This is a genomic window from Streptomyces katrae, assembly GCF_000717655.1.
GTDB classification, from domain to species: Bacteria; Actinomycetota; Actinomycetes; order Streptomycetales; family Streptomycetaceae; genus Streptomyces; species Streptomyces katrae_B.
In genome coordinates this window covers 1-23,314 of record NZ_JNZY01000018.1, presented here as the reverse complement: position 1 = coordinate 23,314, position 23,314 = coordinate 1, and the positions used below count along the sequence as shown (strand labels likewise).

Annotated in this window: 22 protein-coding genes; 15 read left to right on the top strand and 7 right to left on the bottom strand. The window is 72.1% G+C overall.

All coding sequences use genetic code 11. The features are described from left to right. Positions 1-50: 50 nt before the first annotated feature. The 7 genes from IF09_RS47990 to IF09_RS0122185 all read left to right on the top strand — a co-directional run bounded on the left by IF09_RS47990 (position 51) and on the right by IF09_RS0122185 (position 8,774). Positions 51-1,403 (top strand): hypothetical protein, encoded by a 1,353-nt coding sequence (locus tag IF09_RS47990; RefSeq protein ID WP_158710017.1) that lies wholly within the window; start codon positions 51-53, stop codon positions 1,401-1,403. Positions 1,404-1,423: 20 nt separating this feature from the next. Beyond that, positions 1,424-2,677, top strand: a complete 1,254-nt coding sequence (gene dxr / locus IF09_RS0122210; RefSeq protein WP_030298342.1) for a 1-deoxy-D-xylulose-5-phosphate reductoisomerase — start codon at positions 1,424-1,426, stop codon at positions 2,675-2,677. Beyond that, positions 2,674-3,975 (top strand): M50 family metallopeptidase, encoded by a 1,302-nt coding sequence (locus tag IF09_RS0122205; protein WP_030298340.1) that lies wholly within the window; start codon positions 2,674-2,676, stop codon positions 3,973-3,975. The genes dxr and IF09_RS0122205 overlap by 4 nt, the downstream gene beginning before the upstream one ends. 175 nt (positions 3,976-4,150) lie before the next feature. Then, a complete protein-coding gene (ispG, locus tag IF09_RS0122200) occupies positions 4,151-5,308 on the top strand; it encodes a flavodoxin-dependent (E)-4-hydroxy-3-methylbut-2-enyl-diphosphate synthase (RefSeq protein ID WP_030298338.1) in 1,158 nt (385 codons plus the stop codon). A gap of 165 nt (positions 5,309-5,473) precedes the next feature. Next, positions 5,474-6,316 carry a DUF4081 domain-containing GNAT family N-acetyltransferase gene (locus tag IF09_RS0122195; RefSeq protein WP_030298337.1) on the top strand — a complete coding sequence of 281 codons (843 nt, stop codon included), beginning with the start codon at positions 5,474-5,476 and terminating at the stop codon, positions 6,314-6,316. 177 nt (positions 6,317-6,493) lie between these two features. Next, a complete protein-coding gene (locus IF09_RS0122190) occupies positions 6,494-7,066 on the top strand; it encodes a GNAT family N-acetyltransferase (protein ID WP_030298335.1) in 573 nt (190 codons plus the stop codon). A 43-nt stretch (positions 7,067-7,109) separates the two neighbouring features. Further along, positions 7,110-8,774, top strand: coding sequence for a proline--tRNA ligase (locus IF09_RS0122185; RefSeq protein WP_030298330.1), 1,665 nt, complete (start codon positions 7,110-7,112; stop codon positions 8,772-8,774). Positions 8,775-8,867: 93 nt separating this feature from the next. Here the strand turns inward: IF09_RS0122185 and IF09_RS0122180 are convergent, their stop codons facing one another. Genes IF09_RS0122180 through IF09_RS0122165 form a run of 4 tightly spaced genes read right to left on the bottom strand, consistent with a single transcriptional unit; the run spans position 8,868 to position 11,945 of the window. Further along, the gene (locus IF09_RS0122180) at positions 8,868-9,923 is read right to left on the bottom strand and encodes a slipin family protein (RefSeq protein WP_078613384.1); all 1,056 of its coding nucleotides are present in this window, start codon (positions 9,921-9,923) and stop codon (positions 8,868-8,870) included. A gap of 42 nt (positions 9,924-9,965) precedes the next feature. After that, complete coding sequence (locus tag IF09_RS0122175; RefSeq protein ID WP_030298326.1) at positions 9,966-10,868, bottom strand: aminoglycoside phosphotransferase family protein; 903 nt, start codon at positions 10,866-10,868, stop codon at positions 9,966-9,968. Between the two features lie 16 nt (positions 10,869-10,884). Next, positions 10,885-11,343 (bottom strand): ferritin-like domain-containing protein, encoded by a 459-nt coding sequence (locus IF09_RS0122170; protein ID WP_030298324.1) that lies wholly within the window; start codon positions 11,341-11,343, stop codon positions 10,885-10,887. Then, on the bottom strand, positions 11,340-11,945 hold the full coding sequence (locus IF09_RS0122165) for a hypothetical protein (RefSeq protein ID WP_234321110.1): 606 nt from the start codon (positions 11,943-11,945) through the stop codon (positions 11,340-11,342). The genes IF09_RS0122170 and IF09_RS0122165 overlap by 4 nt, the downstream gene beginning before the upstream one ends. A gap of 114 nt (positions 11,946-12,059) precedes the next feature. Between IF09_RS0122165 and rimP the strand changes: the two genes are divergently transcribed. The 7 genes from rimP (at position 12,060) to truB (ending at position 19,092) form a co-directional block, all read left to right on the top strand. Continuing rightward, positions 12,060-12,557: a ribosome maturation factor RimP gene (gene rimP / locus IF09_RS0122160; protein ID WP_030298322.1), complete on the top strand. Its 498-nt coding sequence runs from the start codon at positions 12,060-12,062 to the stop codon at positions 12,555-12,557. Between the two features lie 2 nt (positions 12,558-12,559). Next, entirely contained in the window at positions 12,560-13,570 is a 1,011-nt protein-coding gene (gene nusA / locus IF09_RS0122155; protein ID WP_030298321.1) for a transcription termination factor NusA, read from the top strand. 119 nt (positions 13,571-13,689) lie between these two features. Further along, complete coding sequence (locus tag IF09_RS43200) at positions 13,690-13,977, top strand: YlxR family protein (protein ID WP_078613382.1); 288 nt, start codon at positions 13,690-13,692, stop codon at positions 13,975-13,977. 148 nt (positions 13,978-14,125) lie between these two features. Next, a complete protein-coding gene (gene infB, locus IF09_RS43195) occupies positions 14,126-17,260 on the top strand; it encodes a translation initiation factor IF-2 (protein ID WP_078613381.1) in 3,135 nt (1,044 codons plus the stop codon). A gap of 153 nt (positions 17,261-17,413) precedes the next feature. Further along, the gene (locus IF09_RS0122145) at positions 17,414-17,707 is read left to right on the top strand and encodes a DUF503 domain-containing protein (protein ID WP_030011580.1); all 294 of its coding nucleotides are present in this window, start codon (positions 17,414-17,416) and stop codon (positions 17,705-17,707) included. 27 nt (positions 17,708-17,734) lie between these two features. Next, on the top strand, positions 17,735-18,187 hold the full coding sequence (gene rbfA, locus IF09_RS0122140; protein WP_030298318.1) for a 30S ribosome-binding factor RbfA: 453 nt from the start codon (positions 17,735-17,737) through the stop codon (positions 18,185-18,187). Next, on the top strand, positions 18,184-19,092 hold the full coding sequence (gene truB, locus IF09_RS0122135; RefSeq protein WP_030298317.1) for a tRNA pseudouridine(55) synthase TruB: 909 nt from the start codon (positions 18,184-18,186) through the stop codon (positions 19,090-19,092). The genes rbfA and truB overlap by 4 nt, the downstream gene beginning before the upstream one ends. A 177-nt stretch (positions 19,093-19,269) precedes the next feature. Here truB and IF09_RS41850 read toward each other — a convergent pair whose 3' ends face one another. Together IF09_RS41850 and IF09_RS0122125 are read right to left on the bottom strand one after the other, a co-directional pair. Then, positions 19,270-19,989 (bottom strand): hypothetical protein, encoded by a 720-nt coding sequence (locus IF09_RS41850; protein WP_051832737.1) that lies wholly within the window; start codon positions 19,987-19,989, stop codon positions 19,270-19,272. Beyond that, positions 19,986-20,588 (bottom strand): RNA polymerase sigma factor, encoded by a 603-nt coding sequence (locus tag IF09_RS0122125; RefSeq protein WP_234321109.1) that lies wholly within the window; start codon positions 20,586-20,588, stop codon positions 19,986-19,988. The genes IF09_RS41850 and IF09_RS0122125 overlap by 4 nt, the downstream gene beginning before the upstream one ends. Before the next feature lie 228 nt (positions 20,589-20,816). On the opposite strand from IF09_RS0122125, the gene IF09_RS0122120 reads away from it, so the two are divergent. Then, positions 20,817-21,773, top strand: a complete 957-nt coding sequence (locus IF09_RS0122120; protein ID WP_030298314.1) for a bifunctional riboflavin kinase/FAD synthetase — start codon at positions 20,817-20,819, stop codon at positions 21,771-21,773. An 85-nt stretch (positions 21,774-21,858) separates the two neighbouring features. Here the strand turns inward: IF09_RS0122120 and IF09_RS0122115 are convergent. Then, on the bottom strand, positions 21,859-23,314 hold a 1,456-nt coding region (locus IF09_RS0122115; RefSeq protein WP_030298313.1), incomplete at its 5' end, for a MinD/ParA family ATP-binding protein.

Sequence of the window (23,314 nt, the reverse complement as noted above, 5' to 3'; positions counted from 1 at the left end):
GGCGTACGACACTGGCGACAGGGAACCCGGGGAAGCGGATGCATGTGAACGTGGACAGGGAGAGCCGACGGCTCGCCTGGTGCGTGGCGCTCCTGCTGCGCCACGCACCGGACGCCGTCGCCTCCGACCTCCTCGGGCGGCTCGACGCGCCCACCCGCCGGTTCCTGTGCCGGGACGAGTATCTGCCGGCCTCCGCCGTCACCCTGCTGCTGCGCGAGGGCACCGACGAGGACCGCCGCACCATCGCCCGCAGCCCCCAGGTGCACGGCCGCCCCCTGCCCGGCCTGCCCGGCCCCGCGCGGTACGCGGCCCGCCCCGGCCCCTCGCCGGAGCTGCTCGCCACCCTCGGCGCCGAGCTCGGCCGCCCGATCGGGCCGCCGGCGACCGACGGGGAGCCCGGCAGGCCGCCGCTGACCGGCCCCGAGCTCATCGGGCTGCTGCGCCGGCACGGCAGCCGCCGCCCGCGGATCCCGCTCGACGTGCTGGCCCTCCCGTACGAGCTCGACCCCGCGACCCTGCTGCGCGAGCACGCCCGCGCCCCGCTGCCGCCCGGCTCCGTGGAGGCCCTGCTGCTGGTCGCCGATCTGGACCGGCGGGTCCGGCTCGCGCTGCTCGACACCCGCGCCCAGGCCTCGTACGGCCCGGGATGGCACCGGCCGGCGGTCCGCGCCGTCCGGACCGGCACCCTGACCTTCGACGAGCTCGCGGCGGCCGTCGCCCCGGCCCACCGGGCGCTGCTCCTCGGGCAGGCCCACGCCGCCGGAGGCCTCGGCTGGAACCTGGCCGAGTGGGCCGGGATGCGCTCCGCCCTGCTGCGGGTGCTGCGCCCGGCGCTCGGCGACGACCCCCGGCTGTGGGCCGAGCTGCAGCGGAACGCCCCCGGGTTCGCGGGGACCCTCCCCGAGCTGGCGGCCGCGGTCGCCGCCGGGGCCGCACCGCCGCCGCAGCCGGAGGCCGCGATACCCGGGCTCGCCGAGGCGGTGGACGCCCTCGCGCCGGGAACCGCGTGGGAGCCGGACGACAGCGTGAACCGCGAGCTGGCCCTCGCGAGCCTCGGGGTGCCCAACGCCATGGGCGATCTGCGCGAGGACATCCGGTGGGTCCGCGCCTGCCTCGACGACGGGATCCTGGCCGGCGCCGACGTGATCCGGCACAAGGCCCCCGCCGCGTGGGCCCTGGACGAGGGCCACTGGCTGGGCGAGATGGACCACCCCGACCGCCACGACCACCACCCGGCGGTGCTCGCCGCCCGCGCCGAGGCGGACCGGCTGTTCGAAGCCGCCCTCGGCGGCGACGCCGACGCCTGGTGGCGGGCCGCCCGCGCGCTACCGGACTTCGCCGGGACGCTGCCCGAACTGCTCTCCGGCGCCGTTCACGGGGACTCCGTGTCCAACCGCTCCTGAGTTGCGGCAACAATGGGGGCATGAGCGACCGCCCAGCCCCCCTCGCCGATCCGCACCTCCTCTTCGACCCCGCGGCCGGCCGGCGGGACATCGTCATCCTCGGGTCCACCGGGTCCATCGGGACCCAGGCCATCGACCTCGCCCTGCGCAATCCCGACCGGTTCCGGGTGACCGCGCTGTCCGCCGCCGGCGGGCGCGTCGGGCTGCTGGCCGAGCAGGCCCGGCAGCTGCGGGTGAACACCGTGGCCGTCGCCCGCGAGGACGCCGTACCGGCCCTGAAGGAGGCGCTGGACGCCCAGTACGGCGCCTCGGAGCCGCTGCCCGAGATCCTGGCCGGGCCCGACGCGGCAACCGAGCTCGCCGCCTCCGAGTGCCACACCGTCCTCAACGGCATCACCGGTTCCATCGGTCTCGCGCCGACCCTCGCCGCGCTGCGGGCGGGCCGCACCCTGGCCCTGGCCAACAAGGAGTCGCTGATCGTCGGCGGCCCGCTGGTCAAGGCCCTCGCGAAGCCCGGCCAGATCATCCCGGTCGACTCCGAGCACGCGGCTCTGTTCCAGGCCCTCGCCGCCGGCACCCGGGCCGATGTCCGCAAGCTCGTGGTCACCGCCTCCGGCGGGCCCTTCCGTGGCCGCACCCGCGCCGAGCTGGCGGGCGTCACCGTCAAGGACGCCCTCGCGCACCCCACCTGGGCCATGGGCCCGGTGATCACCATCAACTCGGCGACCCTGGTCAACAAGGGGCTGGAGGTCATCGAGGCGCACCTGCTCTACGACATCCCCTTCGACCGCATCGAGGTCGTGGTCCATCCGCAGTCGTACGTCCACTCGATGGTGGAGTTCTCCGACGGCTCCACGCTCGCCCAGGCCACCCCGCCGGACATGCGCGGCCCGATCGCGATCGGCCTCGGCTGGCCCGGGCGCGTCCCGGACGCGGCTCCCGCCTTCGACTGGACCAAGGCGTCGACCTGGGAGTTCTTCCCGCTGGACACCGAGGCCTTCCCGTCGGTGGGACTGGCCCGGCACGTGGGCACCCTGGGCTCCACCGCCCCCGCGGTGTTCAATGCGGCGAACGAGGAGTGCGTCGAGGCGTTCCTGGCCGGTCGGCTGCCGTTCACAGCAATCATGGATACGGTCTCTGCCGTGGTCGATGAGCACGGGACGCCGGACGCGGGAACTTCTCTCACCGTCGCAGACGTCCTCGAAGCGGAGACCTGGGCCAGGGCCCGGGCACAGGAGATGGCGGCCCGGGCCGCCGTGGAGGCGCGCGCATGACAGCACTCATGACGGTGCTCGGAATACTCATCTTCGTATTCGGGCTGCTCGTCTCCATCGCCTGGCACGAGCTCGGCCACCTCTCGACGGCCAAGCTCTTCGGCATCCGCGTGCCGCAGTACATGGTCGGCTTCGGCCCGACCATCTGGTCGCGCCACAAGGGCGAGACCGAGTACGGGATCAAGGCCATCCCGATGGGCGGCTACATCCGCATGATCGGGATGTTCCCGCCCGGCGAGGACGGCAAGGTGACCGCCCGGTCGACCTCGCCGTTCCGCTCGATGATCGAGGACGCGCGGTCGGCGGCGTACGAGGAGCTCCGGCCCGGCGACGAGACGCGGCTGTTCTACACGCGCAGGCCGTGGAAGCGCGTGATCGTGATGTTCGCGGGCCCGTTCATGAACCTGGTGCTGGCGCTGGCGATCTTCTTCGGCGTCTGGATGAGCTTCGGGATCAACCAGACGACCACGCAGGTCGCGAGCGTCTCGCCGTGCGTCATCCAGCAGAGCGAGAAGCGCGAGATCTGCAAGGCCGGCGACCCGGTCGCCCCTGCCAAGGCCGCCGGCCTGCTCGCCGGGGACCGGATCGTGGCGTTCAACGGCCACAAGGTGGCCGACTGGGCCGCCCTGCAGAAGAAGATCCGCGACACCGTCGGCCCCGCCACCGTCACGGTCGTCCGGGACGGGAAGCAGCAGTCCCTCCCGGTCAGTCTCATCGAGAACAAGGTCGCCAAGACGGACGGCCACGGCGGGTACGTCAAGGGCGAGTACGTGACGGCCGGCTGGCTCGGCTTCAGCCCGAAGAGCGAGATCGCCCCGCTGTCCTTCGGCCAGTCCGTGGACCACATGGGCGAGGTCGTCGACAACAGCGTCCAGGGGCTGCTCAAGCTGCCCGCCAAGATCCCGGCCCTGTGGGACGCGGCGTTCAGCGGAGCCGAGCGCGAGCCCGACTCCCCGATGGGCATCGTCGGCGCGGCCCGGATCAGCGGCGAGATCGCCACCCTGGACATCCCGGCCGAGCAGCGGCTGGTGTTCTTCCTCCAGCTCGTCGGGTTCTTCAACCTCTCGCTGTTCCTGTTCAACATGCTCCCCCTGCTCCCGCTCGACGGCGGGCACATCGCGGGCGCCCTGTGGGAGTCGGTCCGGCGGACCGTGGCCCGGGTCTTCCGGCGCCCCGACCCCGGCCCGTTCGACGTGGCGAAGCTGATGCCCGCCGCGTACGTGGTGGCCGGCGTGTTCGTCTGCTTCACGCTGCTCGTGCTCGTGGCCGACGTAGTGAACCCGATCAAGATCACCTAGTACGTCCGCATGTGCGTCAGCCGTACGGAGAGCCGGGCACGCTTCGTGCCCGGCTCCCTACGTTCGGGTGTTCCGGGCCCTCGGATGCAGGGGCCGCCCCGTGGTTGGCGTAATCTCGAAGCCTGGAGCCCGCCGATCTCGGGACCTTGATCCACACCTTGGGGTTGCACAGCAGATGACTGCCATCTCTCTCGGAATGCCGGCCGTGCCGACGAAGCTTGCCGACCGCAGGGTCAGCCGCAAGATCCAGGTCGGTTCGGTGGCCGTCGGTGGCGACGCACCCGTTTCGGTGCAGTCGATGACCACCACCCGTACCTCCGACATCGGCGCCACGCTCCAGCAGATCGCCGAGCTGACCGCCTCCGGCTGCGAGATCGTCCGCGTGGCCTGCCCGACCCAGGACGACGCCGACGCCCTCGCCGTCATCGCGAAGAAGTCGCAGATCCCGGTCATCGCCGACATCCACTTCCAGCCCAAGTACGTCTTCGCCGCGATCGACGCCGGCTGCGCCGCCGTCCGCGTGAACCCGGGCAACATCAAGCAGTTCGACGACAAGGTCAAGGAGATCGCGAAGGCCGCCAACGACGCGCGCACTCCGATCCGCATCGGCGTCAACGCCGGTTCCCTCGACGCCCGGCTGCTCAAGAAGTACGGCAAGGCCACCCCCGAGGCGCTGGTCGAGTCCGCGCTCTGGGAGGCCTCCCTCTTCGAGGAGCACGGCTTCAGCGACATCAAGATCTCGGTCAAGCACAACGACCCGGTCGTCATGGTCAACGCCTACCGCCAGCTCGCCGCCCAGTGCACGTACCCGCTGCACCTCGGCGTCACCGAGGCCGGCCCCGCCTTCCAGGGCACCATCAAGTCCGCCGTCGCCTTCGGTGCGCTGCTCTCCGAGGGCATCGGCGACACCATCCGCGTCTCCCTCTCGGCCCCGCCGGTCGAGGAGGTCAAGGTCGGCATCCAGATCCTGGAGTCGCTGAACCTCAAGCCGCGCCGCCTGGAGATCGTCTCCTGCCCGTCCTGCGGCCGCGCCCAGGTGGACGTCTACAAGCTGGCCGAGGAGGTCACGGCGGGCCTCACCGGTATGGAGGTCCCGCTGCGCGTCGCCGTCATGGGCTGCGTCGTCAACGGCCCGGGCGAGGCCCGCGAGGCCGACCTCGGTGTCGCCTCCGGCAACGGCAAGGGCCAGATCTTCGTGAAGGGCGAGGTCATCAAGACCGTCCCCGAGTCGAAGATCGTGGAGACCCTCATCGAAGAGGCGATGAAGATCGCCGAGCAGATGGAGAAGGACGGCGTGATGTCCGGCGAGCCCACCGTCGCCATCGGCGTCTGAGCATCCCGGGCGCCCCGGCGGCGCCCCGCACGCACCGGCCCCGGCCCCGTTCCCGCAGCTCGCGGGCGGGGCCGGGGCTCTTTCGTGACCCGTGGGACCGGGCATCCTCCGGTGGCGGCGGGTACAGTGCGGAGATCAGCAGACTTGTATGGTGAGGCCCCAGTGTTGACCCAGACCACCACCCGGGTCCTTGAGCCCAGTGATCTCGACGCCGCCCTCGAAGTCCTCGGACGCGAGCCGGTCGAGAACGCCTTCGTCACCTCCCGGGTCCAGGTCGCCGGCCTCGACCCCTGGCGCCTGGGCGGCGAGATGTGGGGCTACTACGCCGACGGGGAGCTGCGCTCCCTCTGCTACGCGGGCGCCAACCTCGTCCCCGTCTGCGCCGACTCCGACGCCGTCCGCGCCTTCGCCGACCGGGCCCGCCGCACCGGCCGCCGCTGCTCCTCCATCGTCGGCCCCGCCGAGGCCACCCGGCTGCTGTGGCGGCTCCTGGAGCCCAGCTGGGGACCCGCCCGCGACATCCGCTCCCATCAGCCGCTCATGGTCACCGAGCAGGCGTCCGCGGACGTGCGTCCCGACCCGCTGGTGCGGCGCATCCGCAAGGAAGAGATGGACCTGATCATGCCCGCCTGCGTGGCCATGTTCACCGAGGAGGTCGGCGTCTCGCCGCTGGCGGGCGACGGCGGGCTGCTCTACCAGGCCCGGGTCGCCGAGCTGGTCGGCACCGGCCGATCCTTCGCCCGCATCGAGGACGGCAAGGTCGTCTTCAAGGCGGAGATCGGCGCCGCGACCGCCAGGGCCTGCCAGATCCAGGGCGTGTGGGTGGACCCCGAGTTCCGCGGCCGAGGGCATTCCGAGACCGGGATGGCGGCCGTCGTCGAGTTCGCGCTGCGCGATGTCGCGCCCGTGGTCAGCCTGTACGTCAACGACTTCAACACCGCGGCACGTGCCGCCTACCGGCGCGTCGGCTTCCGCGAGGTGGGCACGTTCATGAGCGTGCTCTTCTGAACGCGCCGCTCGCGCGGCTCGGCCCGCGGGCCGGTGGGCGGGTGGGCGGGTCGGCCCCGCGGGGCCGAGGGTGGGCTCCGCGCCGCCTTGCGCCTCACACGCCGCCGGGGCCGGTTTGTGGGCAGGGGTTGGGGGCCGTACGGACGAGGGCGGGGAGTGCCCAGTAAGGTCGGCCGCATGCTGCCTACCCCCGGGGGCGACGACCCCGACCGGCCCGCCGGACTCCGCATCGGTCCCCTCGACCTCGCCGACCGCGTGGACGAGGCGCTGCGCGTGCAGGCCGTGGCCTTCGGGCTCAGCGAGGAGGAGGTCGGCATCCGGCGCTACATCGTGCAGCGCCACATGACCTGCCGCGGAGCCCGCGCCCTCGGCGCGTTCACCGAGGACGGCGCCCTCGCCGGGTTCGTGTACGGGATGCCGAACGACCGGGCCTACTGGTGGTCCTCGGTCGTAGAGCCGTACCTGCGGGCCGAGGGGCACGACGGCTGGCTCGACGGTGCCTTCGTCATCACCGAGCTGCACGTCCACCCCGGCTTCCAGGGCCACGGCGTCGGCCGCACCCTCATCACCCGGCTCACCGACGCCGCCGAGGAGCCCCGGTCCATCCTCTCCGCCATCGACACCGAGAGCCCGGCCCGGGGGCTCTACCGGGCCCTCGGCTACACGGACCTGGCCCGACAGGTGCACTTCCCGAGCGCTAGCCTCCCGTACGCCGTGATGGGGGCCCCGCTGCCGCTGCGCCGCCCCTGAAACGGGTTTCCGGGGGGCCGGGTGCCCCGGGTAGCCTCCCGTCATGTCATCGCAACACGTGCAGCGCATGTCCCGCCTCATGGCCAAGACCCTCCGCGAGGACCCGGCCGACGCGGAGACCCTCAGCCACCGGCTCCTCGTCCGCGCCGGATACGTCCGCCGCAGCTCCGCGGGCGTGTGGACCTGGCTGCCGCTCGGCAAGAAGGTCCTCGACAACGTCTCGCGCATCGTCCGCGAGGAGATGGACGCCATCGGGGCCCAGGAGGTGCTGCTCCCGGCGCTGCTGCCGAAGGAGCCGTACGAGGTCAGCGGGCGCTGGTCGGAGTACGGGGACCTGCTCTTCCGGCTCAAGGACCGCAAGGGCGCGGACTACCTGCTCGGCCCCACCCACGAGGAGATCTTCACCCTCGTGGTGAAGGACCAGTGCACGTCCTACAAGGACCTGCCGGTCATGCTCTACCAGATCCAGACCAAGTACCGCGACGAGGCCCGGCCGCGGTCCGGCGTGCTGCGCGGGCGCGAGTTCCAGATGAAGGACTCGTACTCCTTCGACGTGAGCGACGAGGGCCTCGCGGAGTCCTACGCCCTGCACCGGGCCGCGTACCAGCGGATCTTCGAGCGCCTCGGCCTGGACCACCGCATCGTGTCGGCGGTGTCGGGAGCGATGGGCGGCTCGGCGTCGGAGGAGTTCCTGGCGCCCGCGCCGGCGGGCGAGGACACGTTCGTGGACTGCCCGTCGTGCGACTACGCGGCGAACACGGAGGCGGTGACCTTCGCGCTGACCCCGGTGGACGCCGAGCACCCCGCGCTCGAGGAGGTGGACACCCCCGACACCCCGACGATCGAGACGCTCGCGGCGCACCTGGGCGTGCCGGCGTCGGCGACGCTGAAGAACCTCCTGGTGAAGGTCGACGGCGAGATCGTCGCCGTGGGCGTTCCCGGTGACCGGGAGGTCGACCTCGGCAAGCTGGGTGAGCATCTGGCCCCGGCGGTGGTGGAGTTGGTGACGGCCGAGGACTTCGTCGACCGCCCCGACCTGGTACGCGGCTACGTGGGCCCGCAGGGCCTGGGCAAGGTCCGCTACCTGGCCGACCCCCGTGTCGCGCCCGGCACTTCGTGGGTGACGGGGGCCAACCGCGAGCACACGCACGCCCGGAACGTGGTCTGCGGGCGCGACTTCGAGGTGGACCAGTACCTCGACGTGGTCGTCGTCGAGCCCGGCGACCCCTGCCCGCGCTGCGGTAGCGGGCTCCGGCTGGACCGCGCGATCGAGATCGGGCACATCTTCCAGCTGGGCCGCAAGTACGCGGACGCGTTCGGGCTGGACGTGCTGGGCCGGGAGGGCAAGCCGGTGCGGGTCACGATGGGCTCGTACGGGATCGGCGTCTCGCGGGCGGTGGCCGCGCTCGCCGAACAGACCGCCGACGAGCGGGGGCTGGCCTGGCCGGCTGCGGTGGCCCCGGCGGACGTCCACGTGGTGGCGGCGGGCAAGGCGGTTCCGCTGGCGCTGGCGGAGCGGGCGGCCGAGGCCTTGGCGGGGTCCGGGCTGCGGGTCCTGCTGGACGACCGGCCGGGCCTGTCACCGGGCGTGAAGCTCACGGACGCGGAGCTGATCGGGGTCCCGTGGATCCTGGTCGCGGGCCGCCGCTCGGCGGACGAGGTGGTCGAACTCCAGCACCGCGCGACAGCTGACGGCCTGACGGCCTGACGGCCTGACGGCCTGACGGCCTGACGGCCTGACGGCCTGACGGCCTGACGGCCTGACGGCCTGACGGCCACCCGCCGAGGGCTGCGCCGACAGTCAGCCGGCCTGCGCTTCGTCCGTGCCGGGTGCGCCGGAGTCCCGGGTGACGGCGCCCGGGACTCGGCCGCGCGAGCCGTCCACCGTGGAGCCGGGACCCGCGGAGGCGGTCAGTGACGGGCCGGGGTCCGGAGAGCCGTTCAAGGCGGGGCCGGTGTCCGGCGAGCCGTTCAGCGCAGGGCCGGTGTCCCGCGCGGCGTCCAGCGCCGGTCCGGGGCCCGCGTCGCCGTTCAGCTCGGGGGCGGGGGGCGGCGCGGTGGTGAGTGCCGGGCCGGGGGGTGCGGCGCCGGGGGCCGGCGGGGCCGCGCGCTCCAGGAAGCGGAGGAGTTCCACCGGGAACGGGAGGACCAGCGTGGAGTTCTTCTCCGCAGCCACCGCCACCACCGTCTGCAGCAGCCGCAGCTGAAGCGCCGCCGGCTGCTCCGACATCACCGCCGCCGCCTCGGCCAGCTTCTTCGAAGCCTGAAGCTCCGCATCCGCGTTGATGACCCGCGCCCGCCGCTCGCGGTCCGCCTCCGCCTGCCGTGCCATCGACCGCTTCATCGTCTCCGGCAGCGAGACGTCCTTGATCTCGACCCGGTCGATCTGCACGCCCCACCCCACCGCCGGGCTGTCGATCATCAGCTCCAGGCCCTGGTTCAGCTTCTCGCGGTTGGACAGCAGATCGTCCAGGTCCGACTTGCCGATGATCGAACGCAGCGAGGTCTGCGCCATCTGCAAGACCGCGAAGCGGTAGTCCTCCACCTCGACGATCGCGTTCGCCGGGTCCACGACCTTGAAGTAGACGACCGCGTCCACCCGCACGGTGACGTTGTCCCGTGTGATGCCCTCCTGCGCGGGCACCGGCAGCGTCACGATCTGCATGTTCACCTTGTGAAGGCGGTCCACGAACGGAAGGATCATGGTGAAGCCCGGCCCGCGGACGCCCTCCCTCAGGCGGCCGAAGCGGAAGACCAGGCCCCGCTCGTACTGCCGCACCACCCGCGCGGCCACGCCCGCGTACGCCGCGACTCCCACGGCCGCTGCGATTCCCGCTGTCAGCAGTTCCTGGACCATGACGGCCTCCTGCGGGGCACCTACCCGTATCTACGGTATGCCCTACAACCAGGCCGCGAACTCCAGCAGCAGCTCCGCGTCCCGGCGCCGTCCCGCGGCCAGCGCCCGGTTCCCGGACTCCACCGCGCGGAACAGAGTCCAGCCGCGCAGCCGGTCCCGGTCCACCTCCAGGGAGTCGGCCAGCTTGTTCACCCGGCGCCGGGCGCCCGACGCCCCCGCCGACGACGCGACCTGGTCCTCCAGCCGGTCCCGGACCAGCCGGGCCAGGTCGTACGCACGGTCCCCGACCAGCGGGTCCGGGCCGACCGCCAGCCACGGCGCCCGCTCGCCCGCCAATACCTTGCCCTGCCGGAAGTTCCCGTGCAGCAGCAGCTCTTCGCCGGGCAACGCCGTCAGCTCCTCGCGGACCGCGAGCGCGGCGGACGCCAGCGCCTCGGTCTCCGGAGGGGTCTTGCGCAGCACCTCCGCCTGCTGCGCGGTGCGCTCGGCCACCGTCTCGAACGGGTGCCCAACCGGTGGGGCCACCCACAGCCTGCGCAGCGTCCCGCTCGCCTCCAGCAGGGCCTTCGCCTCCGGCAGCGACCGTAGCGACACCTCGGGGTGGAGCCGCTCCAGCAGCAGCGCCCCGTCCTCCGCGTGGTGCCGGGTGTCGAGGACCCGTACGGCGCCGAACCCGCCCCAGTGCGCCAGCGCGGCCAGTTCCCGGTCGGGCCGCGCGGACGGGGGAGCCAGCTTCACCGCGGCGGGAGTCCCGTCGGCGTAGTGGACGAGGACGACCAGACTGCTCCGGCCGCCCGGAGCCTGCACCCGCTGGGCCCGCACCCCACGCCGGGCCAGCGCCTCCTCGGCGAGCTGGGGCAACTGCCCCAGCCAGTCCGCGTTCTGCGCCGGATCCGGCGTCTCGCCGAGCGCCCGTACAAGCCGCTGCGGCGGTTCGAAAGCCATGCGTGCGTGATCCCTTTCAGCTGGTCCGGGCTCGTTCTCCACGTTCCGTGAGCCCAGGGAAGGCTACGCCGACACCACGCCAGCGTGCCGCGCGCACGGCCGCGGCGCTCAGCGCGTCGGCCGCCTCGCGGCGCAGCCGGCCGTCCGCGGCCCGCACCAGATCGGAGTACGCACCCGCCACGCGGTCCTCGATCTCGGCGGCCAGCCGCTCGGCATCGGCCGGGGTGCGCACCTCGAAGGGCAGGGTGTAGGCCGCCTCCGCGGGCCGCGGCGAACCGCCCATCTCGCGCACCGTCCGGGCGAGTGCGTCCCTCCGGGACAGGTGGCCGCCGTGCGCCTCGCGGGCCTCGGCGGAGCGCGCGGAGGAGGCGCGTGCGCCGATGACCCCGTAGCCGTACGCGGCCGCGTGCTCGGCGGCGAGCGCCGACTGCGCGGCCTCGAGGGCGCGGCTCGCGGGGGAGGGGTCGGTCTTCACGGCTTGTCTCCCTGGGGCGAGGTCAGCAGGTAGGCGTGTACGGCGCCGCACGCGGCCACCGAGGCCAGCAGCCGGGCCAGTTCCCCGGGCGCCCCGGCCAGGGCGATGGTCCGGGCCTCGGCGAGGCTCCGCTCGGCGTCCGCGAGGGCGGTCAGGGCCTCCTCGGGCTTCGGCGGCACGGGCTCGCGGCTCGGCACGGGGGCGCCGGCCGGCGCGGACGAGCCGGCAGAGCCGGAGGGCGAGGCGGCGCCCGAGGGCTTGCCGCTCGCGGAGCCCGCGGAGTCCAGTGCCCCGGTGTGCGCGGCGACCGACGCCCGCAGCGGTGCGAGGCGCGCGGCCAGGGCCGGATGGGCGGCCGCGGTGGCGTCGTAACGTTCCAGCAGCCGCGCGCTGTCCCGAACGGCCGTCTCGCGCATCCGCCGTTCGAGTGAAACCCCGGCGGCGGTGTCCGACGAGCCGTCTCCGTCGGAACACCCGGTGAGCAGCGCGGTGCCGGCCACACCGGCGGCGCCGGCGAGCAGGCTCCTGCGGGAGAGCCGCAAAGGCGAAGTCCAGGGCACGGCGACGTCCTCGAAGGTGGTGACGGGGCAGGGTGTGATCACCGTACCCGGGGCCCTGTCCCCACGGAGGACGGCAACACCCTCCGCGACCGGATACCCTTTGACCTGACACGCGACGTAAACCACAACAGCACACGCGGCCGAGGAGTCACCCGGATGAGCACCACCCAGAGCGACAGGCTGCGCGGATTGCTGGAGCCGCTCGTCGCCGCCAAGGGCCTGGACCTCGAGGACATCGAGATGTCCAAGGCCGGCAAGCGCCGGATGCTGCGCATCATCGTGGACTCCGACGAGGGCGTGGAACTGGACGCGTGTGCCGAGCTGAGCCGCGAGGTCTCCGACAAGCTCGACGAATCCGATGTGATGGGTGAGGACGAGTACGTCCTCGAAGTGAGCTCGCCGGGCGCCGACCGCCCGCTGACCGAGCACCGTCACTACGTACGGGCGATCGGCCGCCTCGTGAAGTTCCAGCAGGTGGAGGGCGAGGAACTGATCGCCCGCATCCTCGACGTGGACGACGAGGGAATGGACCTCGAGGTTCCGGGCGTGAAGGGCCGCAAGGCGACCGCCCGTCGTATTGCTTTCACCGACATCGCCAAGGCGCGGGTCGAGATCGAGTTCAACCGCAAGGACAAGAAGGAAGAGGAGGCGTAGCCGTGGACATCGACATGAGTGCCCTGCGGGGTCTGGTCCGGGAGAAGGAGATCTCCTTCGACCTGCTCGTCGAGGCGATCGAGTCGGCCCTCCTCATCGCGTACCACCGCACCGAGGGCAGCTTCCGGCGCGCGCGCGTGGAGCTGGACCGGACCAACGGCCACGTCGTCGTATGGGCGACGGAGGACCCGCGGGACCTGGAGGAGGGGCAGGAGGCCAAGGAGTTCGACGACACCCCGTCGGACTTCGGCCGGATCGCCGCGACGACCGCCAAGCAGGTGATTCTGCAGCGTCTGCGCGACGCCGAGGACGACCTGACCTTCGGCGAGTTCGCCGGCCGTGAGGGCGACGTCATCACCGGTGTCGTCCAGCAGGGCAAGGACCCCAAGAACGTCCTCGTGGACATCGGCAAGCTCGAGGCCATCCTGCCGGTGCAGGAGCAGGTCCCCGGCGAGGAGTACACGCACGGTCTGCGGATCAAGGCGTACGTCGTACGGGTGGCGAAGGGTGTCCGCGGTCCGTCCGTGACCCTGTCGCGCACCCACCCCAACCTGGTGAAGAAGCTCTTCGCGCTGGAGGTCCCGGAGATCGCGGACGGCAGCGTCGAGATCTCGGCGATCGCCCGTGAGGCCGGCCACCGCACCAAGATCGCCGTACGGTCCACCCGCTCGGGCCTCAACCCGAAGGGCGCCTGCATCGGCCCGATGGGCGCCCGTGTGCGCAATGTCATGGCCGAACTGCACGGCGAGAAGATCGACATCGTCGACTGGTCGGACGACCCGGCGGAGATGGTCGCGAACGCGCTGTCACCCGCCCGGGTGAGCAAGGTCGAGGTCGTCGACTGGGACTCGCGCTCCGCCCGGGTGACCGTGCCCGACTACCAGCTGTCGCTGGCCATCGGCAAGGAGGGCCAGAACGCCCGCCTCGCCGCGCGGCTCACCGGCTGGCGCATCGACATCCGCCCCGACACCGAGGTGTCCCCGGACGCCGACCGGGCCCGGGACGGGGAATAAATCCGGTACCCGCCGGAGCTGTCCGGCGGGTAGACAGGATCAAGACAGCAGATCTCGACAACATCCGTTCGATTTTTCGCCCGAAGGGGTGAGGTCGGTGCGGGGAGGTAGACTTAGGCGTGTCTGGCCGGACGCAAGCCCGCGCATGCCCCGAACGCACCTGTGTGGGGTGCCGGGAGCGAGCGGCCAAGAGCGATCTGCTGCGCATCGTGGCGGTCGGGGACGAATGCGTCCCTGATCCAAGCGGTACGCTGCCCGGCCGGGGCGCCTATGTGCACCCTGCCGTGGTCTGTCTGGACAAGGCGGTCCGTCGCAGAGCGTTCCCCCGGGCCCTTCGGTCCCCGGGAGCACTCGACACGACCGGACTGAGCAAAGCCGTGGCCGTCATGGCCGAGGCGACACCGTAAGAAGTAGTACGGCACGGATACCCCGTGCGGTCAGGTACCTCGCGAGTTGGAAGTAGGTCGAGATTGCGATGAGCACTCGATGAGTACGCGATGAGTACGCCCATGAAGTAGCGACGGTCCGGCGTAACCCGGACCTAAAAGGAGCGAAGTGGCTAAGGTCCGGGTATACGAACTCGCCAAGGAGTTCGGAGTTGAGAGCAAGGTCGTCATGGCCAAGCTCCAGGAACTCGGTGAGTTCGTCCGTTCGGCGTCCTCGACGATCGAGGCGCCGGTTGTACGCAAGTTGACTGACGCACTGCAGGGGCCCGGCGGCAGCGCCGGCAAGTCCGCTGCGAAGCCGGGTGCGCCCCGCAAGGCTGCGCCCGCCAAGCCCGGGGTTCCCACCCCGGGTGCTGTTGCACGTCCCGCTGCCCCCAAGCCCGGCGCCCCGGCCCCCAAGCCGGCCGCTGCCGAGGCTCCGGCTCCCAGCGCGTCCGCCCCGGTGACTCCGGCCGCTTCCGGCCCGCGTCCCGGCCCCAAGGCTCCGGCCGCCCCGAAGCCCGCTCCGGCGGCTCCCGTGGCGACCGAGTTCTCCGCGCCTCCGGCGGCCCCGGCCGCCCCGGCGCGCACCGAGCGTCCCGCCGGTCCCGGTGCGACCCCCGGCCCGCGTCCGGCGCAGCAGCGTCCCGCGGCCCAGGGTGGCCAGGCCGGTGCCCGTCCCGGCGCCCCGCGTCCGGCCGGCTCCGCCCCCGGCGGCCAGGGACAGCGTCCCGCCGGTCCCGGTGGCCAGGCCCCGCGTCCGCAGGGCGCCCGTCCGGCCGGTCCCCGTCCGGGCAACAACCCGTTCACTTCTGGTGGCTCCACCGGCATGGCGCGCCCGCAGGCGCCCCGTCCGGCCGGCGCTCCCCGTCCCGGTGCCCCCGGCGCCGGTGGCGGCCAGGGTGCTCCCCGCCCGCAGGGCGGTCCCGGTGGCGCTCCGCGTCCGCAGGGTCCCGGTGCAGGCCGTCCGACCCCGGGCGGCATGCCCCGTCCGCAGGGCGGCGCCCCGCGTCCCGGTGGTGCTCCCGGTGGTAACCGTCCGAACCCGGGCATGATGCCGCAGCGTCCCGCTGCCGGTGGTCCCGGTCCCCGTCCCGGTGGCGGCCCCGGTGGCCGTGGTCCCGGTGCCGGTGGCCCGCGTCCCGGTGGCGCCGGTCGTCCCGGTGGCGGCGGCTTCGCCGGCCGTCCGGCCGGTCCGGGCTCGCGTCCCGCGGGCGGCGGCGGCTTCGGTGGCCCGCGTCCGGGTGGCGGCGGCTTCGGCGGCGGCCCGGCCGGCGCCGGTGGCGGCGGTCGTCCCGGCTTCGGTGGCCGTCCCGGCGGTCCCGGTGCCCGTGGTGGCACGCAGGGTGCCTTCGGCCGTCCCGGCGGGCCCGCCCGTCGCGGTCGCAAGTCGAAGCGTCAGAGGCGCCAGGAGTACGAGGCCATGCAGGCCCCGTCCGTCGGCGGCGTGATGCTGCCCCGCGGCAACGGCGAGACCGTTCGCCTGTCGCGCGGTGCGTCCCTCACCGACTTCGCGGAGAAGATCAACGCCAACCCGGCGTCGCTGGTCGCGGTCATGATGAACCTCGGCGAGATGGTCACTGCCACGCAGTCCGTCTCCGACGAGACCCTCCAGCTCCTCGCGGGCGAGATGAACTACCAGGTTCAGATCGTCAGCCCGGAGGAGGAGGACCGCGAGCTCCTCGAGACCTTCGACATCGAGTTCGGCGAGGACGAGGGCGGCGAGGAATACCTCATGCCGCGTCCGCCGGTCGTCACCGTCATGGGTCACGTCGACCACGGTAAGACCCGACTGCTCGACGCCATCCGCAAGACGAACGTCGTTGCGGGCGAGGCCGGCGGCATCACCCAGCACATCGGTGCCTACCAGGTGGGTACCAACGTCAACGGTGAAGACCGCAAGATCACCTTCATCGACACCCCCGGTCACGAGGCGTTCACCGCCATGCGTGCCCGTGGTGCCAAGTCGACCGACATCGCGATCCTCGTGGTCGCGGCCAACGACGGCGTCATGCCGCAGACGATCGAGGCGCTGAACCACGCCAAGGCCGCCGGCGTCCCGATCGTCGTCGCGGTCAACAAGATCGACGTCGAGGGTGCCGACCCGGTCAAGGTGCGCGGTCAGCTCACCGAGTTCGGTCTGGTCGCCGAGGAGTACGGCGGCGACACGATGTTCGTCGACATCTCCGCCAAGCAGGGTCTGCACATCGACTCCCTGCTCGAGGCCGTCGTCCTCACCGCCGACGCCTCGCTCGACCTGCGCGCCAACCCGGAGCAGGACGCTCAGGGTATTGCGATCGAGTCCCACCTCGACCGCGGCCGCGGTGCCGTCGCCACCGTCCTCGTCCAGCGCGGTACCCTCCGCGTCGGCGACACGATGGTCGTGGGCGACGCCTACGGCCGAGTGCGCGCCATGCTCGACGACAAGGGCAACAACGTCGAGGAAGCGGGTCCGTCGACCCCCGTCCTGGTCCTGGGTCTCACCAACGTCCCCGGCGCCGGCGACAACTTCCTCGTCGTCGACGAGGACCGCACCGCCCGTCAGATCGCCGAGAAGCGTGCTGCGCGTGAGCGCAACGCCAACTTCGCCAAGCGCGTCCGCCGGGTGTCCCTGGAAGACCTCGACTCGGTCCTCAAGGCCGGTCTGGTCCAGGAACTCAACCTCATCATCAAGGGCGACGCGTCCGGTGCGGTCGAGGCCCTCGAGTCCTCGCTGCTCCAGCTCGACGTCGGCGAAGAGGTCGACATCCGCGTCCTGCACCGCGGTGTGGGTGCGGTCACCGAGTCCGACATCGCGCTGGCGATGGGCTCCGACGCCATCGTCATCGGTTACAACGTCCGTGCGGCCGGCCGTGCCGCGCAGATGGCGGACCGCGAGGGTGTCGACGTCCGCTACTACTCGGTGATCTACCAGGCCATCGAGGAGATCGAGGCGGCCCTCAAGGGTCTGCTCAAGCCGGAGTACGAAGAGGTCGAGCTCGGTACGGCGGAGGTCCGCGAGATCTTCCGCTCGTCCAAGCTGGGCAACATCGCGGGTGTTCTCATCCGCTCCGGCGAGGTCAAGCGCAACACCAAGGCGCGGCTCCTGCGCGATGGCAAGGTCATCGCCGAGAACCTCACCATCTCCGGTCTGCGCCGCTTCAAGGACGACGTCACCGAGATCCGCGAGGGCTTCGAGGGTGGTATCAACCTCGGTTCCTTCAACGACATCAAGATCGACGACGTCATCGCGACGTACGAGATGCGCGAGAAGCCCCGCGCGTAAGCGCGAGGCGGTTCGTACCGTGTCGTAACACCGGGGCCGGTCGGCGGAATATCCGTCGATCGGCCCCGGCCGTTGCGTGTACGGTTCTGGTGAGCCTGCCGCGCGACGGCCGGCAGGCCACCGAACCCGCACCGGCGGGATATCCGGAACTGAATGTACGTGGGGACTCTGTCCTTCGATCTGCTCCTCGGCGACGTCCACTCGCTGAAGGAAAAACGCTCCGTCGTCCGGCCCATCGTGGCCGAGCTCCAACGCAAGTTCTCGGTCAGCGCGGCCGAGGTGGGGGACCAGGATCTGCACCGCAGGGCCCGACTCGGGGTCGCGCTGGTCAGTGGGGACGCGGGGTTCCTCTCGGATGTACTGGACCGCTGTGAGCGGCTGGTCGCGGCACGTCCGGAAGTGGAGCTGCTGTCGGTGAGACGGCGGCTGCACGGTGATGAAGACTGATTGCAAGACAAAGAAGGAGACGGACCAGTGGCCGACAATGCGCGGGCGAAGAAGCTGGCGGACCTCATCCGGGAGGTGGTGGCCGAGAAGCTGCTGCGCGGTGTCAAGGACCCCCGCCTCGGTACGCACGTGACCATCACGGACACCCGGGTCACCGGCGATCTGCGGGAGGCCACGGTCTTCTACACGGTCTACGGCGACGACGAGGACCGGGCCAGCGCGGCAGCGGGCCTGGAGAGCGCCAAGGGCGTGCTGCGCTCCGCGGTCGGCCGGGCGGCGGGCACCAAGTTCACGCCCACCCTGACCTTCGTGGCGGACGCCCTCCCGGAGAACGCCAAGACCATCGAGGACCTCCTCGACAAGGCACGCTCCTCCGACGCCCAGGTACGCGAGGTCTCGTCCGGCGCCCAGTACGCCGGCGACGCCGACCCGTACAAGAAGCCGGGCGAGGACGACGACGAGGACGCAGCCGCGGAATGAGCAGCAACGCAGGGAAGACTCCGGACGGCCTTGTCATCGTCGACAAGCCGTCCGGCTTCACTTCGCACGACGTGGTCGCCAAGATGCGCGGGATCGCCAGGACCCGCCGCGTCGGCCATGCCGGCACGCTTGACCCGATGGCGACGGGCGTCCTCGTCCTGGGCGTGGAGAAGGCCACCAAGCTCCTCGGCCACCTTGCGCTCACCGAGAAGGAATACCTCGGGACGATCCGCCTCGGCCAGAACACCCTGACGGACGACGCGGAGGGTGAGATCACCTCCTCGACGGACGCCTCCGCGGTGACCCGCGAGGCCGTGGACAAGGGCATCGCCAAGCTGTCCGGCGAGATCATGCAGATCCCGTCGAAGGTCAGCGCCATCAAGATCAAGGGCGTGCGCTCCTACAAGCGCGCGCGGGACGGCGAGGACTTCGAGATCCCGGCCCGGCCGGTGACCATCTCCTCGTTCCAGGTGTACGACATGCGGGACGCAGAGGCCGAGGACGGCACCAAGGTCGTCGACCTCGTCGTTTCCGTGGTCTGCTCCAGCGGTACGTACATCCGCGCCCTGGCCCGTGACCTGGGCGCCGACCTCGGCGTCGGCGGGCACCTCACCGCGCTGCGGCGCACCCGGGTGGGCCCGTACAAGATCGACCGGGCGAGGACCCTGGACCAGCTCCAGGAGGAGCTGACCGTCATGCCGATCGGCGAGGCGGCGGCCGCCGCCTTCCCGCGCTGGGACCTGGACGCCCGGCGGGCCTCGCTGCTCACCAACGGCGTGCGGATCGAGATGCCGGACGCCTACCCCGCCGGGAAGACGGTGGCGGTCTACGGGCCGGAGGGCCAGCTGCTCGGCCTCGTGGAGAGCAAGGGCGGCAAGGCGAAGTCGCTGGCCGTCTTCGTCTGATCCGCTTTGACGTGGAGCGGTGAGCGCACATCGCCTGCTGCTCACCGCTCCACGACCCCCCTCGGATAGGTGTCTATCCAGCCGGGCCCCCGAATTCACCCGTCCGAGCAGGCGCGCGGGGTGACTGGGGGAGCACAAGGGGGCGCTTTCCGTCGCGCAGGCTCCTGTCGGCGCCCGTTAGTCGGGGGCACGAGGCCGGCCTTGTGCCCCCGACTGTCCTTTCGCTGCCTCCCGCAGCTTGACGAGCGCCTCGCTCGGCAGGCTCTCGGGCGCGCCGGGGCCGCCAGGGGGCGCGTAGGTTCGCGTGGGGTTCACCAGGGGCTCGTCGGTGCCCCAGCTGAAGATGTCGGGGATGCAGGACGGCACCAGCGAGGTGCGCAGTGAGCCGAAGGAACCTCGCCAGGGGCCCTTCTCGTGCATCGTGAAGACGAGGGTGTGTCCCGCCGGGAGCGTCGTTGAGCTGATCTTCAACCGAGGTCCGTCGCCCTCGCTCGTGAGGAGCCCGTTCGCCTCGTCGAAACCGCCGGGCGGCCATTCGGAGCACTCGTTCGCCGGCTTCACGGGGATCCTCGTGAAGCTGACCCCCAGCGCGCGGAGCTCGCGCTCCAGGCCGGGCAGTCCCCCGGGATTGAACAGCTTGACCGTGATGGTGCCGTCGCTGCTCTTCGTCAGGGCGTACGCGGGAGCGCTGCCCCCGTCGTCGCCGACGACCGGCAGGGCGACCAGAAGGCCGGCGGCCGCCGCTGCTGCCACACCGAGGGCGAGCGGCATCCTGAACCGGCGGGCGGGGGAGCGGACGGTGAAGTCGGTCTGCCCCTCGATCCTGCTCCGGTCGGCGGCGATCGCCAGGAGCTCCTCCTTGAGACGCTCCTCGAACCGGGTGGGCCTGCTGTTCATCGTGCTGCCTCCAACAGGTGTACAGGGACGGCGTGTTCGGAAGGTGTGGACGCGTTCCGCAGAAGGCGCCGGGCGCGGTGCAGGCGGACCCGGACGGTGGCCTGGGTGACGCCGAGGGCCTGCGCGGCCTCGGCCGGGCTGAGCCCGTCCACGACGACGAGGTCGAGGACGGCTCGAAGCGGCTCGGAGAGGGCGGCATGTCTCTCCGCCATCGCCCGGAACGCCCGCTGGGCGTCGATCCGCTCCTCCAGCGCGGCGACGTCCTCGTCGTCGAGCAGCCGACGGCCGCTGAGCCGCTCCAGTGCGCCGCGCTCGCGGGCACGGCCGCGGGCATGACCCGCCAGGACATGCCGCGCGATGCCGTACAGCCAGGCGACCGGGACGCCTCGGTCGGGCCGGTAGCCCGGCGCGGCCTTCAACGCCGCCAGGAAGATGTCGGCCGTCAGGTCCGCCGCCAGATGCGGGTCGGCGACGCGGCGCGTGACGAACCCCAGAACCGCCTCTATGTGCTCCTGGTAGAACGCCCCGAATCCTTCGGGTGTGCTCAGATCCGGCGGTCCGATTCCCGTCGGCACGGTCTCCTGCTCGGTGCTGCCCACCGGGCCCCCTCCCTGGTGTCCGGGACCCGTACCGGCCCCTCTACCCCTTACTTGGCCGCAGCCGCCCCCACCGTTACATCCGCGAGCCGGGGCCCCGCCCTGCCGAGATGACACAGAGCGCCCCCAGCCAGATGCCGATGCGGGGCCCCGGGCACGGGCATGGCAGTCTTAGACCTGCAATCGGCAACCAGGACAGGGCCTACACGGTTCGGGCGAGGAGCGGTCACAGTGCAGCGCTGGCGTGGCTTGGAGGACATCCCCCAGGACTGGGGACGCAGCGTCGTCACCATCGGCTCGTACGACGGTGTGCACCGGGGCCATCAGCTGATCATCGGGCGGGCCGTGGCCAAGGCCCGCGCGCTCGGCGTCCCGTCCGTCGTCGTCACCTTCGATCCGCACCCCAGCGAAGTCGTGCGCCCCGGCAGCCATCCGCCGATCCTGGCCCCGTACGACCGCCGTGCCGAACTGATGGCCGGGCTGGGAGTGGACGCGCTGCTGATCCTGCCGTTCACAGCGGAGTTCTCGCAGCTCTCCCCGGCCGACTTCATCGTCAAGGTGCTCGTCGACAAGCTGCACGCGCGGGCCGTCATCGAGGGCCCGAACTTCCGCTTCGGCCACCGGGCCGCCGGAAACGTCGACTTCCTCCGCGAGCTGGGCGGCACGTACGACTACGAGGTCGACGTCGTGGACCTCGTCGAGCGCGGCGCGGCGGGCGGCGGCGTGCCGTTCTCCTCGACCTTGGCTCGAAAGCTGGTCGCTGAGGGAGACATGGCGGGTGCGGCCGAGATCCTCGGACGGCCGCACCGGGTCGAGGGCGTCGTCGTACGCGGCGCCCAGCGCGGGCGCGAGCTCGGCTACCCGACGGCCAACGTCGAGACCGCCCCGCACACCGCCATCCCGGCGGACGGCGTGTACGCGGGCTGGCTCACGGCCAACGGCGAGCGGATGCCGGCGGCGATCTCGGTCGGCACGAACCTGCAGTTCGACGCCACCGAGCGGACCGTGGAGGCGTACGCGATCGACCGGATCGGCCTGGACCTCTACGGCCTGCACGTGACCGTGGACTTCCTCGCGTACGTGCGCGGCATGGCGAAGTTCGAGTCGCTGGACGGCCTGCTCGAGGCCATCGCCGACGACGTGAAGCGGGCGCGGACGCTCACCGAGGCGTACGACGCGGAGCACTGAGCCGCGGGCGGCTGCCCCGGCGCGCACGAGAAGGGCCCGTACCTCCCCGGGGAGGTACGGGCCCTTCCTGCTGCCGTCGCCGGCGTCAGCCGAGGCGCGGGTCGCGCGGGGGCTGCTGCGGGTGCTGGGGCTGCTGAGGCGGCTGCTGCTGGGGCTGCCAGGGCTGGCCGGGCTGCGGGTACGGCTGGGCGTACGGCTGCGGCGGCGGCTGCTGGTACGGGGACGGGCCTTGGGGCTGGCCGTACGGCTGGCCCTGCGGCTGGCCCTGCGGCTGCGGCTGCGGCTGCGGCTGCTGCGGTGACTGGTGCGGTGACTGGTGCGGCTGGGGCTGTTGCGGTTGAGGCTGCTGGGCCTGCTGAGGAGCTCCCCAGTGGCCCTGGGGGGCTTGCTGGGCGGCACGGACGAAGTCCTCGGCCACGAGCGCGGAGAGGTTGAAGTACGCCTCCCGGGTCTTCGGCCGCATCAGGTCGAGGTCGACCTCGGCACCGGCCGCGAGGTGCTCGTCGAACGGCACGACGACGACGCCGCGGCAGCGGGTCTCGAAGTGCTGCACGATGTCCTCGATCTTGATCATCTTGCTGGTCTCGCGGACCCCCGAGATGACGGTGAGCGAGCGGGAGACCAGGTCGGCGTACCCGTGCGCGGAGAGCCAGTCGAGCGTCGTGCTCGCGCTGCTGGCGCCGTCCACCGACGGGGTCGAGATGATGATCAGCTGATCGGCCAGGTCCAGGACGCCGCGCATGGCGGAGTAGAGGAGGCCGGTGCCCGAGTCGGTGAGGATGATCGGGTACTGGCGGCCCAGCGTGTCGATGACCCGGCGGTAGTCCTCGTCGTTGAACGTCGTCGAGACGGCCGGGTCGACGTCGTTGGCGATGATCTCCAGGCCGGAGGGGGCCTGGGAGGTGAACCGCCGGATGTCCATGTACGAGTTCAGGTACGGGATCGCCTGGACCAGGTCCCGGATGGTGGCCCCGGTCTCGCGGCGGACACGGCGGCCGAGGGTGCCGGCGTCGGGGTTCGCGTCGATGGCCAGGATCTTGTCCTGGCGCTCGGTGGCGAGGGTCGCGCCGAGGGCGGTGGTGGTCGTGGTCTTGCCGACGCCGCCCTTGAGGCTGATGACGGCGATGCGGTAGCAGGACATGACCGGGGTGCGGATGAGCTCGAGCTTGCGCAGGCGCTCGGCCTCGGCGGCCTTGCCGCCGAAACGGAACCCGGAGCGCTGGGGCTTGGGCTTCTGCTTGCCGCGCAGGAGCCGGTCGGAGGACAGTTCGACGGCGGCGGTGTAGCCGAGGGGTGCCCCGCCGCCGGCCGGGCCGGGCTGGTAGCGGGGATCGTGCGGCTGCGGGCCCGGCTGGGGCCCGGCGGACCACTGGGCGCCGCCGGTACCGGGGTCGTACTGCGGCTGCTGGTGTTGCTGCGGCTGCTGGTGCTGCTGCGGTACGGGCGCGGGGGCCGGGGCCGGTGCGGGCTGCGCCGGCGGAAAGGTGTAGTCGCCGACGGGCGGCTGCGGCTCAGGCTGGGGCTGGGGCTGGGGCTGGGGC

Coding starts and splice junctions, on each gene's coding strand:
- dxr (WP_030298342.1), top strand. CDS start 1,424: ATGAGCGACCGCCCAGCCCCCCTCGCCGATCCGCACCTCCTCTTCGAC.
- IF09_RS0122205 (WP_030298340.1), top strand. CDS start 2,674: ATGACAGCACTCATGACGGTGCTCGGAATACTCATCTTCGTATTCGGG.
- ispG (WP_030298338.1), top strand. CDS start 4,151: ATGACTGCCATCTCTCTCGGAATGCCGGCCGTGCCGACGAAGCTTGCC.
- IF09_RS0122190 (WP_030298335.1), top strand. CDS start 6,494: ATGCTGCCTACCCCCGGGGGCGACGACCCCGACCGGCCCGCCGGACTC.
- IF09_RS0122185 (WP_030298330.1), top strand. CDS start 7,110: ATGTCATCGCAACACGTGCAGCGCATGTCCCGCCTCATGGCCAAGACC.
- IF09_RS0122180 (WP_078613384.1), bottom strand. CDS start 9,923: ATGGTCCAGGAACTGCTGACAGCGGGAATCGCAGCGGCCGTGGGAGTC.
- IF09_RS0122175 (WP_030298326.1), bottom strand. CDS start 10,868: ATGGCTTTCGAACCGCCGCAGCGGCTTGTACGGGCGCTCGGCGAGACG.
- rimP (WP_030298322.1), top strand. CDS start 12,060: ATGAGCACCACCCAGAGCGACAGGCTGCGCGGATTGCTGGAGCCGCTC.
- IF09_RS0122145 (WP_030011580.1), top strand. CDS start 17,414: ATGTACGTGGGGACTCTGTCCTTCGATCTGCTCCTCGGCGACGTCCAC.
- truB (WP_030298317.1), top strand. CDS start 18,184: ATGAGCAGCAACGCAGGGAAGACTCCGGACGGCCTTGTCATCGTCGAC.
- IF09_RS41850 (WP_051832737.1), bottom strand. CDS start 19,989: ATGAACAGCAGGCCCACCCGGTTCGAGGAGCGTCTCAAGGAGGAGCTC.